A 13,094-nucleotide genomic window follows, 5' to 3' on the forward strand; every position below is an offset into this window, starting at 1 on the left:
AGACGCCCGGGGCAATAAGATTAAATATTTAGAGATAGTTACTATCATGGAAAAATTACGACCCTTAGGGCGGTGGCTGACCGGCTGCCTCTGCGTGGCTAGCCTTCACGCCGGCGCACGGGAGCAAAACGTCTCTGCCGAACGGCTTATGCAGCAGCAAGAGCTCCCCTCGCTAAACGGGCGAGCCGCGCTGACGCAAGCCGCCACGGCGCCCACCTCCTTAAAGCTTGAACAGGCGGTAAACCGCGCGGTTTCCTGGCATCCAAGCATTCAGGAAGCGGTCAGCAGGCTCTATCAGCAGTCAGAGCAGGTAGATGTAGCGCTGGCGAAATACTATCCGCAGATAGAGGGCGGCGTGAACGGCGGCTACACCAACAGCTATAGCGACAGCGGCTTTAGCCCTTCGCTGTCGCTTTCCCTTTCGCAAATGCTGTACGACTTCGGCAAAGTCGACAGTCAGGTACGTGCCGAACGGGCGGGCGTCGCTCAGGAACAGGCCAACCTTCTGGTAGCTATCGACGACGTTGTTCGCGACACTGCAATGGCGATCGTTCAGGTTCAAACCTGGCAGCAAATGGTAGAAACGGCGCAGGCGCAGCTGGCGGCGCTAACCGACATAGGCCGCCTCACGCAGCAGCGCCACAGCGAAGGCGCGGCCACCCTGTCCGACGTGGTGCAAACCGAGTCCCGCATAGAGGGCGCCCGCGCCCAGCTGACCCAATATCAGGCCAGCCTGGACAGCGCGCGAGCGACCCTGATGGCCTATCTGGGCTGGGACAGCCTCAACGAAGTAGACAACGGCTTTTCCGACGCGTTTAGCCGCGCCTGCGACAGCGCCGAGCCCGACTATCGCCAGGTTCCTTCGGTGCTGGCGGCCTGGGCGCAGGCCAACGTCGCTCAGGCGCGGCTGGACAACGCCAACGCTCAAATGACGCCGACCGTCTCGCTGGAGCCGGAAGTCAGGCACTACCTTAACGACCGCTACGTCAACAGCGAAACCCTCGACCGCACGCAGTATTCCGCCTGGGTCAAGGTCTCAATGCCTATCTATCAGGGCGGAGGACTCACCGCCAGCCGCAACGCCGCGGGTCACGCGGTAGAAGCGGCCCGCGCCGCAGTTCAGCGAGCGCGGCTCGATGCGCGCCAGAAGCTGACCGACGCCTACAGCCAGTCGCTCAACTTAACCAACACGCTGCAAACGCTGACGCGCCAGCAGGCCTTAACCGAACGCACTCGCGACCTTTATCAGGAACAGTATCTCAACCTTGGCAACCGCCCGCTGCTGGACGTGCTCAACGCCCAGCAGGAAGTGTTTCAATCGCGCTTTTCGCTACAGCAAACGCGCAGCCAGCTTCATCAGCTTCGGCTTCAGTGCCTTTACTACACCGGCAAGCTGCGTAACGCCTTTAAGCTTGAAAACCGCAACATTCAGTCCGTGGAGATCCGCCCATGAGCCGAGCCTCTCGCCTCGATGATGAAGAAACGCTGTCCGGCGAGGCCCTGGCCGACTGGGCGCAGGCCATCGGCTACGTAGCCGGCCACTATCGCGTTAACGGCTCAGCAGGCGCGCTGAGGGCCGATGCGCCCTGGCTTAGCGGAAAAGCGCGGACAGCAGCCCTGACGCACCTTGCACGTCAGGCCGGGCTCTCCTTTACGGCGCTCTCGCCGTCACAGGAAACGCTGAGCGCCTGGCAGCTGCCGATTATCGTTCAGCTCGCGAAGGGGGAACTGGGGATCGTTGAGCGGTTTGACGGCGATGATACGGTCGACGTCCGTTTTATCGGTGAGAGAAGCGGCTCAAACCGCGTCTCGCTGCGCGAGCTGCTGCCTGACGTTCGCTACGTCGCCGCGCTGCGCCCGCTGTCGGCGCTGAAGGACAGCCGGGCCGACGCGTACGTTTCGCGCTATCGCCCGGACTGGCTGCGCAGCCTAATCGTAGGCGATATTAAGCCCTACGGCAGCGTGATGCTGGCGGCGCTGCTGATTAACGTTCTGTCGCTCTCGGGGATCCTGTTCTCTATGCAGGTTTACGACCGCGTGATCCCGGCGCAGTCCTATCCCTCCCTTTACGTACTGGCGTTCGGCGTGCTGATCGCCTCCCTTTTCGGCTTTTTGCTGCGCCTTGCGCGTGGACACCTCACCGACCTGCTCGGCAAGCGGGCGGATATCCGCATTTCCGATCGCGTTTTTGGCCACGCGCTGCGGCTGCGCAATAGCGCTATTCCGCGCTCCACCGGCAGCTTTCTCTCGCAGCTGCGCGAGCTGGAGCAGATCCGGGAAACCATCGCCTCCTCCGTCGTTTCATCGGTGGTCGATCTCCCCTTCTTCTTCCTGTTCCTGCTGGTGCTGGCGCTGATTGCCCCACAGCTGGCGTGGATAGCGCCGGTCGCCGCGCTGCTGATGGTGCTGCCCGGCCTGCTGCTGCAAAAAAGGCTGGCGACGCTCGCCAATCAGGCCGCCCACGAAAGTACGCTGCGCAACGCGGTTCTGGTGGAAAGCGTACAGGGCCTGGAAGACATCAAGCTGATGCAGGCGGAAAATCGCTTTTTACAGCAGTGGAACGGCTATATCCAAATCACTGCCGAATCCGGCCTGCGCACCCGCAGGCTCACGCAGGGGCTGCTCAACTGGGGGATCGCCGTTCAAAGCCTGGTTTACGCCGCCGTCGTCATGATGGGCGCGCCTTTAGTGATAGAAGGGGAAATCACCACCGGCTCAGTGGTCGCCGCCTCCATGCTCGCCTCGCGCATGATAGCGCCGATGGCGGCCCTGTGCGGCGTACTGGCGCGCTGGCAGCAGGTGAAGGCGGCCAAAGAGGGGCTCGACAACATCATGCAGTTGCCCGTTGAGAACCAAGGCGAAGAGCAGCGCGTACATCAGGACGTTCTGCTCGGGCACTACCGATTTGACAACGCCCAGTTTCGCTACCGCGCCGACGATCCCATTATTCCACTGCGCATCGGCCGGCTGGAGGTTGCGCCCGGCGAACGCATCGCCGTGCTGGGTCGCAACGGCGCCGGCAAGTCGACGCTGCTGCAGGCAATGGCGGGCGGCATGGAGCTGGTCAGCGGGGAAGCGCGTCTGGATGAGCTGAGCCTGCCGCACATCGACATCGAAGACGTTCGCCGCAACGTCGGCTTTTTGACGCAAAACGCCCGTATGTTTCACGGCACGCTGCGGGAAAATATCGCGCTCGGCGCGCCTAACGCCACCGATGATGACATTTTCAGCGCCCTTCACATCAGCGGCGCGGCGGAGTTTGTCAAAAAGCTGCCCAAGGGGCTGGATCACCCCATCATGGAAGGCGGGGCCGGGCTCTCCGGCGGCCAGCGCCAGTCCATACTGCTGGCGCGCATGCTGCTGCGCGATCCGAATATCGTGCTGTTAGACGAACCAACCGCCTCTTTGGATGAGCACGCCGAGCGCGAGTTCATTCAGCGCCTCGGCCAGTGGCTGGGCCACCGCACGCTTATCGTCGCCACCCATCGCGTGCCGGTGCTGGAGCTGGTAGAGCGGATCGTGGTGCTTAAAGAGGGCCAACTGGTGATGGACGCGCCAAAAGCGCAGGCGCTCAGCGCCGGTCGAACGACACAGGCGCCTAACGAACGGGAGTGGAAACATGAACACCAGTCGGCCTGAGGCGATTATCGACACCTTGAATAACGCCGACGCGCCGGAAAACGGCTACGTCGAGGCGAGGCGCATCATTACGCTCAGCGCCCTGCTGCTTCTTATCGCGTGGCTTTGGGCCAGCTTCAGCACGCTTGACGAAGTTTCCAGCGGGACGGGGAAGGTCATTCCCAGCTCTCGGGAGCAGGTGCTGCAGTCCCTTGACGGCGGCGTTCTGGCGGAACTCATGGTGCACGAAGGCGATAAGGTGTCGGCAGGCCAGGTGGTGGCGCGTCTCGACCCAACCCGCTCAGAATCCAACGTTGGCGAAAGCGCGGCCCGCTACCGCGCCTCTCTGGCCTCCAGCGTAAGGCTCAATGCTGAAGTCAGCGATCTGCCGCTGGCCTTTCCCGACTCGCTTAACCCCTGGCCGGACCTTATCGCCTCGGAGACCCGGCTGTACACCTCGCGACGCGCACAGCTTGAAAGCTCAGAAGCAGAGCTCAAAGAGGCGCTTTCGCTGGTCGATAAGGAGCTGGCGATTACCGAACGGCTGGTAAAAACCGGCGCGGCAAGCCACGTTGAGGAGCTGCGCCTTCGCCGCCAGAAAAGCGATCTGGCCCTAAGGCTGACCGACCTGCGCTCGCAGTATTACGTGCAGGCGCGCGAAGCGCTGGCGAAGGCGAACGCCGAAGTGGATATGCTCTCCTCTGTCATTAAGGGCCGGGAAGATTCGGTGACTCGCCTGACCCTGCGTTCGCCGGTACGCGGCATTGTAAAAAATATCCAGGTGACGACGCTCGGCGGAGTTATTCCGCCGAACGGCGAGATGATGGAAATCGTGCCGGTCGACGAACGGCTGCTGATAGAGGCCCGTATTTCACCGCGCGACATCGCGTTTATCCACCCCGGCCAAAAGGCGCTGGTGAAGATTACCGCCTACGACTACGCCATCTACGGCGGGCTTGACGGTGAGGTGGAAACCATTTCGCCGGATACGCTACAGGACAAGGCCAAGCCCGAGATTTTCTATTACCGGGTGCTGATCCGCACGCATCAGGACTATCTGCAAAACAAAGCCGGACGGCGCTTTTCCATCGTGCCGGGCATGATCGCCTCGGTGGACATCAAAACCGGAGAGAAAACCGTAATGGACTACCTGATTAAGCCGTTTAATCGCGCGCAGGAAGCGCTGCGGGAGCGATAAGGAGAGCCCTGAGTAATCCGTTAACAAACAGTCCTAATTAGCTCTGGAGGATATTCCGGCCGAAAATACGCTGTGCTTATATCACTATCGTGCTCGGCCGGAAGAGCGCTTGGATTGAAATTGGGAGTGCGGCGGGCACTGCCCGCCGTTGAATAGCAACCCCATCGATCTGATAGAGCAAAACTCAGTGCGCAGCAAAAAGCCTGCGCGCAGGGTTCACGCGCCGAAGCGCGATGGCCTATTTCCCCTTCCACACCGGCTCGCGCTTCTCGGCGAACGCCGCCGGGCCTTCCAGGGCGTCCTCTGAGTGCAGCACCGACGGATAGTTTTTCAGCTTGCCGCTGCGGATGTGGCGATAGCCCTCTTCTACCGACATCTCGCCCGTTTCGCGAAAGATCTCCTTAATGGCAGCGATGGCCAGCGGCGCGCTTTTGCACAGCTGGCGCGCCAGTTCGCGGGCGGTATCCATCAGCTGTTCACCGTCGACCACTCGGTTAACGATCCCCCAGCGCAGCGCCTCTTCTGCGTCTATTCTGCGGCCGGTCATCATCATTTCGTTGGCAATCGTCGGCGGCACCAGCTTGGGCAAGCGCAGCATGCCGCCGCTGTCGGGCACGATGCCGAGCTGGCTTTCCGGCACGGCGAAGCTGGCGTTGCGCGAGCAGACTATCATGTCCGCAGCCAGCGCCAGCTCAAAGCCGCCGCCGAAGGCGTAGCCGTTGACGGCGGCAATCACCGGCTTGTCCAGGTCGAACAGCTCCGTCAAGCCAGCAAACCCGCCGGGGCCGAAGTCAGCGTCCGGCGCTTCCCCTTCCGCGGCGGCCTTGAGGTCCCAGCCCGCAGAGAAAAAACGCTCGCCCGCGCCGGTGACGATCGCGACGCGAAGGGTAGGATCGTCGCGAAACGCAATAAAGGCTTCGCCCATTTCAAAACTGGTTTTGGCATCGATGGCGTTCGCCTTGGGGCGGTCTAAAACGATTTCCAGAACGTCGCCGTTGCGGGTCACGCGTAATGATTCGCTCATGCTAATACTCCATATAAAAAGAACAAATAGAACGGCGCGCCGAGCGGATAACGAGATGCAGGAGGCCGATGCCGCACGCTTTATTAACGTGCGGCGCAATCGCAGCTTCGACTATTTCGCAAACCGGCTCAGTGCAAGCCTTTTTTGATCACTTTTCCGGAACAGCTTCTCGGCAGGCTCTTCCTGATTTCCAGAAACGAGGGCACCTTAAACTTGGCCATGCGGCTCTCGCAGAAGGTAAAAAACTCCTCTTCGGTCATCGTTTCGCCTTCGTTGAGCACGATGAAAGCCTTAATGGCTTCGTCTCGAATGGAGTCCTTCAGGCCGATAACCGCAACGTCCATAATTTTCGGGTGTGCGGAAATCACGTTTTCCAGCTCTACGCAGGAAATGTTTTCGCCGCTTCGCTTAATCATGTTGCAGCTGCGCTCGACGAAGTAGAAAAAGCCCTCTTCGTCGACGTAGCCATAGTCACCGGTTCGCAGCCAGCCGTCCGCGCTCAGCGCTTTGGCAGTCGCCTCCGGCATGTTGTAATACTCTTTAAACAGCGTCTTGCCCGGTACGCCCTTAAGGCAGATTTCGCCCGTTTCGCCTACCGGCAGCTCGTTGCCCTGGCTATCCCTAATCTGCGCCTCATACCCCATGCCGACGCGGCCGATAGACGGCCAACGGCGTTTGTCCCCCGGCCTGTCGCCAATGGCGCCGACGATGGTTTCCGTCATGCCGTAGGAGGTCAGCAGCCTGACGCCGAAGCGCCGTATAAACGCATCCTTTTCCTGTTCGGAAAGGTTGAGGTAAAACAGCACCTCTCGCAGGCAGTGCTGCCTTTCCCACGGCATTTTAGGCTGCATCATCAGGGTTTTAATCATCAGCGGAATGCATTCGGTCACGGTGGCCCGGTATTTACACACCTGCGACCAAAACGCGCGGGCGCTGAACTTTTCCAGCAGAACGAACGTCGCCCCGGCGGAGAATGCCGCCATCGCGGCGGTACACTGGCAGTCGATGTGAAAAGCAGGCATCGGCGTCATATAAACGTCGTCCTGACGCAGCGCGCACTGCCAGGCCGTATAGTAGCCGGCGAACCTCAGGTTATAGTGAGTGATCACTACGCCCTTGGGGCTGGACGTTGTGCCAGAGGTAAACAGGATTTCCGCCGTATCGTCCGCGCAAAGCGCCACCTGCGGGATAAGGTGAGCGGGCTGGGCGCGCTTCAGGGCGTGAAAATCCAGCGCGTTGAGGGACTCGGCGTTCCCATCTATCAGGAGAACCGTTTGTAGCGAAGCATCGTCGGCCTGCCGGATCTCATCATAAATGCCGTAAAACTCACCGGCGGTTACCACGACGGTGGCGCCGCACATGCGGATCACGTATTCGCTCTCGGCCTTGAGCAGGTTGGCGTTCACCGGCGCCATCACGGCGCCGATTTTAGCCAATCCAAACCAGCAAAAGATGAACTCCGCACAGTTATTCAGATGCAGCGCAACCCGATCGCCCTTAGCCACGCCGAGCGCATAGAAAAGATTGGCCGTGCGGTTAATCTCTTCGTTCAGCTCGCGATAGCTGTATTCAGACGCCAGCCCGTGCAGGCTCTCGACGATAAGCGCCGTCCTGTCGCCGTGCAGCTCCGCCAGGTCGTCCCACATCTGCCGTAAGTTTTGTTCACCAATTATGTCCATTGCGCACCCATACGTACCTATACTCGCTTACCAATAGCGCCGTTGCTTTACTGCAAGCCGGGCGACGGGCGGCCGCCCTTTTATCACCAAGCTATTGTTGCCCGCCAAGCTTGGCCAACCCTTTTTCCGCCAGCGCCTGAATTTGTGCGTCACTGTAACCAATGTCCGCCAAAATAGCAGCCGTATCCATACCAAGCGTCGGCATTCCGCGCCAAATTTGACCAGGATTGTTCTTAAACTTGGGCATAACGTTCGGCCCTTTGCAATCGCGCCCGTCGATGGTTTTCCAGGTCGTTATCGACTCGCGCGCCACGTACTGCGGGTTGCCCTCCAGTTCTGGGATCGTCAGCACCTTGGTCGACGCGACGTTCAGTTCGGCAAAGCGCGCCAGCACCTCGGCGATGGACTTACCGGCCAGATATTCGTCCAGCTTGTCTTCCACCAGCTGGCCGTACGGGCATTCAATGCGGTGAATCAGCTGGGTGCCGTCAGGAATCTCCGGCGTGCCCCACAGGTGCTCAATGCCCATGTCTTTGAACGTTTCCCGGATCTGGTTTACTCCCACCAGCTCCATCACGATGTAGCCATCCTTGCACTTGTAAAGCCCGCAGCCGGTGTAATAAGGATCCTTGCCCTTGGTCATGCGCGGACAGATTTCGCCGCCGTTGAAGTAGTCCATCATGAAGTACTGCCCCATGCGCAGCATCACTTCGTACATCGCGACGTCAATGCTTTCGCCCACGCCCGTCTCGTGCACCTTATGCAGCGCGGCGAGCGTAGCGGTCGTCACCGTCATGCCGGAGAAGTAGTCTGCGGTGTAGGGGAACGCCGGCATCGGCTGGTCCTTGTCGCCGTTTTGGATCAGATAGCCGCTGAACGCCTGCGCGATGGTGTTATAGGCCGCCAGGTTGGTGTATTCATCCGTGCCGTACTGGCCAAAGCCGGAGAGGTGAGCAATCACCAGCTTTTTGTTGTGCTGCCAAAGCAGCTCGTCCGTAATGCCGCGGCGGGCAAAGGCCGGCCCCTTGCTGGCTTCGATAAAGATATCCGTCGTTTCCATCAGCTTTAAAAAGGCTTCCCGCCCTTCGTCCTTAAAGATGTTTAACGACAGCGCGTGCAGGTTGCGCCGTGAAAGCTGAGGATAGTTGGGCTGAACCCGGATCGTATCGCCGTAGGCGACGTTCTCAATCCAGATAACCTCGGCGCCCCATTCGGCAAACATCTGTCCGGCAAAGGGGCCGGCGATTTCAATTCCAGAAAAAACGACCCTGAGCCCGGACAGGGGGCCAAACTTGGGCATGGATAACCGTGCAGACATACGCATCACCTTCTTTACTCAAATCACATGTCAAGGCGCCCGCAGCCCCGGCCGCAGGGCGCCCTATCTTAACCGGCGGTTAGCGGTACTTCTTCAGCTCCGCGCGGCCCAGCGTCAGTATCTGCATTTCGTCGGAACCGCCGGAGATGCGGTCAACGCGCAGGTCGCGCCAGAAGCGGGTTACGCGGTGATCGCCGGCAATGCCGATACCGCCCAGCACCTGCATCGCGGAGTCAACCACTTCAAACGCCGCGTTGGCGCAGAAGTACTTACACATCGCCGCGTCGCCGGAGGTCATCAGGCCGTTGTCGCTCTTCCAGGCCGCTTCGAACAGCATGTTTTTCATGGCGTTTAGCTTGATGGCCATATGGGCGAACTTTTCCTGAATCAGCTGGAAGCGGCCGATAGCTTCGCCGAACTGCACGCGCTGGTTGGCGTAGCGGGCCGCGTCTTCATAGGCGCAGTAGGCGGTGCCGTAGTTGGTCAGCGCCACCAGAAAACGCTCGTGGTCAAACTCTTCCTTCACGCGGTTAAAGCCGTTGCCTTCTCGGCCGAACATGTCCTTTTCTTCCAGCTCGACGTTGTCAAACACTACTTCGCAGCAGCTGTCCATGCGCAGGCCCAGCTTCTCCAGCTTGGAAACCTTGATGCCCGGCTTGCTCATGTCGACAAACCATTCGGAGAAAATCGGCTTGTCCGGCGAGGCGCTGTCGCGCGCCATCACCACCAGATAAGGGGTATAGGCGCTGCTGGTGATAAAGCACTTGCTGCCGTTGAGGTAGACCTTGCCGTTCTTGCGAGTGTAGTTGGTCTGCAGGCTGCCGACGTCAGACCCTGCGCCGGGTTCGGTGATGGCCGAGTTCCACATCTGCTTGCCGGTGCCCTGAAACGCCATGATCTTGTCGATCTGCTCCTGCGTTCCCTCGCGCAGCACGGTATTGAAGCCGCCGGGCAGCTGATACAGCACGTAGGTCGGCGCCCCCAGGCGGCCAAGCTCGGCCCAAACCGCAGCCACAGTGACGAAGCCGGCGTCGAGGCCGCCGTGCTCTTCCGGCAGCAGCAGGCTGTCGATTCCCATGTCCGCCAGCGCCTTAACGAAGCGCTCCGGATATTCGCTGTTGCGATCGCACTCGGCGAAATAGGCTTCCCAGTTTTCCTGCGCCATCAGGTCGCGGATGCCGGCAACGAACAGCTCCTGCTCATCACTTAATCTAAAATCCATACTTTTAACCTCTTAAATGTTCAAATTCACAGTAAAAACACTCAGTCTTTCCAGTTCTTCTTGGCGTCCTTGATAAAGGAGAGCGTGACCATAATGTTGACGAAGAACAGCGGGCAGCCGCCGGCGATAATCGCCGTTTGAATGGGCTTAAGCCCTCCCAGCGCCAGTAGCACGATGCCGATAACCCCAACCAGAACGGACCAGCCAATGCGTACCAGCAGCGGCGGCTCTTCGCCATCGCGAACCGCACGACAGGTGGACATCGCCAAGGTGTAGGAACAGGCGTTAATCAGCGTAACCGTGGCAATGAAGCACAGAATGAAGAAGCCCCAGATCGTTGCGGTACGCATCGGCAACGCGGCCCAGGTTTCGATAATGGCGCGCGCTACGCCGTACTGTTCGATAAGGTTCGGAATGTTGATGACGTTTTTATCCATCAGCAGCAGCGTGTTGCTGCCGAGGATCGTCCACAGCAGCCACGTCCCGGCGGTCAGGCCTGCCACCATTCCCAGACACAGTTCGCGCACGGTGCGCCCTTTGGAAATACGCGCAAGGAAGATGCTCATCTGGATGGCGTAAATAACCCACCACGCCCAGTAAAATACGGTCCAGCTCTGCGGGAATCCGCCTTTGCCGATGGGGTCGGTGTAAAACAGCATGCGCGGCAAATACATCAGCAGCGTGCCTACCGAGTCGGTGAAATAGTTGACCATGAAGCTGGCGCCGCCGACGATGCAGACCCATCCCAACATCAGGAAGCTCAGATAGCTGCGCACGTCGCTGGCGATCTTTACGCCCTTTTGCAGGCCGAAGGCCACGCAGATAGCGTTAAGCACAATCCAGCAGGTAATAATGATGGCGTCCAGCTGTAGGGTATGCGGCACGCCGAAGAGGAACTGAATGCACTCCGTCACCAGCGGCGTCGCCAGACCAAGGCTGGTGCCCATAGCAAAGATCAGCGCCACCAGATAAAAGTTGTCGATGATGGTGCCGAACAGGCCGTTGGCGTGCTTTTCACCCACCAGCGGCGTCAACGTAGAGCTGGGACGGATAACGTCCATCTTGCGCACAAAGAAGAAGTAGGCAAAGGCAACGGACAGGAAGCTGTAAGTCGCCCACGGCAACGGCCCCCAGTGCAGCAGGCTATAGGCCAAACCAAACTCTTTTGCCGTGACCGAGTTGGGCGCTATCGCAAAGGGCGGGCTGGAGACGTAGTAGTAAATCTCAATCGATCCCCAAAACAGCACGGCGGCGGACGTACAGGATGCGAACATCATGAAAATCCAGCTGGCGGTGCTGAATTCAGGCGCTTCATTTCCCAAACGCTTTTTAGCGTAGGGGCCGAAGATAAGCCAGAACCAGCCGAAGAACATCACGACCATGTACCACTCAAACGCCCATCCCCAAACGTTAGTCACGTAGCTGAAGACTGCGTTAATCACTTCATTTGCCGCATCCAGATCGCGCACGGTCAACCAACAGAGGATCCCAACAATAATCAGCGGGGGAAAAAAGACCTTTGGTTCTATCCCGCTTTTCTTCTGTTTACCTGCTTCAATTTCACTCTTCATTTACGTCTCTGCCTCATGGAAATATCTTCCTCGCAATGACAACCTGAGGGTATTGTTTCTAAATAGACGCGGTTTACAACGCCATATATATGGCGAGCAAGACTTAACGCCGATATGCCTTTAATAAAAAATAAAACCCGAAAGTAATAAATCACCACATGTTAAAAAATAGTGTATTAACGTTAAATATATCCATTAACGTAGAAACAACCTGGCCGATTAATACGGAACTTATAATGAGTTTTAGAACTGCAATAATCCGTGATCTTAATCAAACTATCCTCCCCATCGGAGAGAGTCCCCTTCTCATTTTTCATCATAAACCTCACAAATCAACAAAATAAATCATTTAATATCAATTAATTGAATGAATAACACTTTATGAGTAAGCGCGCCGTGGCGCAGGCCGACTCTTTCAATATTGGTGATCCAGGTATTACTTTGATGGGGGGAATCATGGTATTTCTATTGCCGTCAAATTGATTCCAGAAAGAGGAAGCTGATAAGTAAAACCGTTATTAGTTTAATTACCCGTCGAATAGTTTTATTTACGAACAGCTATACCGATTTTTATAAACGACTTTGAACAAAGCCGTCGTTTTAATTTGTCCTGATTGTGTATTTCACTCCTTATTTGGGAGTTGTTTCACAATATTGAAAATTATATTGCCTATCGGAGAAGTGATGAAAATTATTGCATGCTATAAGCTCATCCCCGAGGAGCAGGATATTACCGTTAACGGTGATGGCTCTCTGAACCTCAGTAAGGCGGATGCCAAAATCAGCCAGTTTGATCTTAACGCGATTGAAGCAGCCTGTGCCTTAAAACAGCAAAATGACGATGTTCATATTGTCGCCATGAGCGTGGGTGGCGAAGCGCTGGCAAATCCCAAGGGGCGCAAGGACGTGCTGTCTCGCGGCCCGGATGAACTGGTTGTGGTTTCTGACGCCGGGCTGGAAAACCTTCTGCCCCATCAGACGGCAACCGTGCTGGCGGCGGCGGCGAAAAAAACCGGTTTCGATCTCATCCTGTGCGGCGACGGCTCTGCCGACCTCTACGCCCAGCAGGTCGGCCTGCTGCTCGGCGAGGCGCTGAGCGTGGCCGCGATTAACGGCGTCAGCCGCATCCTTAGCGTATCCGACGGACAGGTTCAGGTAGAACGCACGCTGGAAGACGAAATTGAAACCCTGACGCTCAGGCTGCCGGCGGTGATTTCCGTATCAACCGACATCAACGATCCTCAGATCCCTTCCATGAAGGCCATTCTCGGCGCGGCGAAAAAACCCGTACAGGCCTGGAAGCCAGCGGATCTGGAGCTGGGCGGCGTTGCGTCCTATACGGCGCTGCTTAGCGTACAGGCTCCGAAGCAGAAAGCGCGCGGCCGCGTGATTATCGAAGGGGACGGCGAAGAGCAAATCGCCGAGTTTGCAGAACATCTGCGCAAAGTTATCGGCTAATGGGGG

At 58.0% G+C, this 13,094-nt stretch carries 9 protein-coding genes; 4 read left to right on the forward strand and 5 right to left on the reverse strand.

Features of this window, described 5'->3' with window-relative positions; translation table 11 throughout:
* The first annotated feature begins 46 nt into the window (after positions 1-46).
* The 3 genes from V8L73_RS13285 to V8L73_RS13295 are packed head-to-tail and all read left to right on the forward strand — an operon-like array spanning position 47 to position 4,816.
* Positions 47-1,453 carry a TolC family outer membrane protein gene (locus V8L73_RS13285; RefSeq protein ID WP_347253208.1) on the forward strand — a complete coding sequence of 469 codons (1,407 nt, stop codon included), beginning with the start codon at positions 47-49 and terminating at the stop codon, positions 1,451-1,453.
* Positions 1,450-3,639: a type I secretion system permease/ATPase gene (locus tag V8L73_RS13290; protein ID WP_347253209.1), complete on the forward strand. Its 2,190-nt coding sequence runs from the start codon at positions 1,450-1,452 to the stop codon at positions 3,637-3,639. Before V8L73_RS13285 ends, V8L73_RS13290 begins: the two co-directional genes overlap by 4 nt.
* Complete coding sequence (locus tag V8L73_RS13295) at positions 3,620-4,816, forward strand: HlyD family type I secretion periplasmic adaptor subunit (protein ID WP_347253210.1); 1,197 nt, start codon at positions 3,620-3,622, stop codon at positions 4,814-4,816. Before V8L73_RS13290 ends, V8L73_RS13295 begins: the two co-directional genes overlap by 20 nt.
* A 238-nt stretch (positions 4,817-5,054) precedes the next feature.
* On the opposite strand, the gene caiD is transcribed toward V8L73_RS13295, so the two are convergent.
* From caiD to caiT, 5 genes are all read right to left on the reverse strand, one after another.
* The gene (gene caiD, locus V8L73_RS13300) at positions 5,055-5,840 is read right to left on the reverse strand and encodes a crotonobetainyl-CoA hydratase (protein WP_347253211.1); all 786 of its coding nucleotides are present in this window, start codon (positions 5,838-5,840) and stop codon (positions 5,055-5,057) included.
* A gap of 128 nt (positions 5,841-5,968) precedes the next feature.
* Positions 5,969-7,519, reverse strand: a complete 1,551-nt coding sequence (gene caiC / locus V8L73_RS13305) for a crotonobetaine/carnitine-CoA ligase (protein WP_261832887.1) — start codon at positions 7,517-7,519, stop codon at positions 5,969-5,971.
* 91 nt (positions 7,520-7,610) lie between these two features.
* Positions 7,611-8,837 (reverse strand): L-carnitine CoA-transferase, encoded by a 1,227-nt coding sequence (gene caiB / locus V8L73_RS13310; RefSeq protein WP_036023858.1) that lies wholly within the window; start codon positions 8,835-8,837, stop codon positions 7,611-7,613.
* Positions 8,838-8,916: 79 nt separating this feature from the next.
* Positions 8,917-10,059: a crotonobetainyl-CoA dehydrogenase gene (caiA, locus tag V8L73_RS13315; protein ID WP_347253212.1), complete on the reverse strand. Its 1,143-nt coding sequence runs from the start codon at positions 10,057-10,059 to the stop codon at positions 8,917-8,919.
* Between the two features lie 41 nt (positions 10,060-10,100).
* The gene (gene caiT, locus V8L73_RS13320) at positions 10,101-11,630 is read right to left on the reverse strand and encodes an L-carnitine/gamma-butyrobetaine antiporter (RefSeq protein WP_027274600.1); all 1,530 of its coding nucleotides are present in this window, start codon (positions 11,628-11,630) and stop codon (positions 10,101-10,103) included.
* A gap of 684 nt (positions 11,631-12,314) precedes the next feature.
* Here caiT and V8L73_RS13325 point away from each other — a divergent pair.
* On the forward strand, positions 12,315-13,088 hold the full coding sequence (locus V8L73_RS13325) for an electron transfer flavoprotein (RefSeq protein ID WP_027274599.1): 774 nt from the start codon (positions 12,315-12,317) through the stop codon (positions 13,086-13,088).
* Positions 13,089-13,094: the final 6 nt, after the last annotated feature.

The organism is Leminorella grimontii (assembly GCF_039789245.1).
Taxonomy (GTDB): Bacteria; Pseudomonadota; Gammaproteobacteria; order Enterobacterales; family Enterobacteriaceae; genus Leminorella; species Leminorella grimontii.

What these genes read in the sequence shown, in the direction of transcription:
- V8L73_RS13285 (WP_347253208.1), top strand. Translation starts at nt 47, where the DNA reads ATGGAAAAATTACGACCCTTAGGGCGGTGGCTGACCGGCTGCCTCTGC.
- V8L73_RS13290 (WP_347253209.1), top strand. Translation starts at nt 1,450, where the DNA reads ATGAGCCGAGCCTCTCGCCTCGATGATGAAGAAACGCTGTCCGGCGAG.
- V8L73_RS13295 (WP_347253210.1), top strand. Translation starts at nt 3,620, where the DNA reads ATGAACACCAGTCGGCCTGAGGCGATTATCGACACCTTGAATAACGCC.
- caiD (WP_347253211.1), bottom strand. Translation starts at nt 5,840, where the DNA reads ATGAGCGAATCATTACGCGTGACCCGCAACGGCGACGTTCTGGAAATC.
- caiC (WP_261832887.1), bottom strand. Translation starts at nt 7,519, where the DNA reads ATGGACATAATTGGTGAACAAAACTTACGGCAGATGTGGGACGACCTG.
- caiB (WP_036023858.1), bottom strand. Translation starts at nt 8,837, where the DNA reads ATGTCTGCACGGTTATCCATGCCCAAGTTTGGCCCCCTGTCCGGGCTC.
- caiA (WP_347253212.1), bottom strand. Translation starts at nt 10,059, where the DNA reads ATGGATTTTAGATTAAGTGATGAGCAGGAGCTGTTCGTTGCCGGCATC.
- caiT (WP_027274600.1), bottom strand. Translation starts at nt 11,630, where the DNA reads ATGAAGAGTGAAATTGAAGCAGGTAAACAGAAGAAAAGCGGGATAGAA.
- V8L73_RS13325 (WP_027274599.1), top strand. Translation starts at nt 12,315, where the DNA reads ATGAAAATTATTGCATGCTATAAGCTCATCCCCGAGGAGCAGGATATT.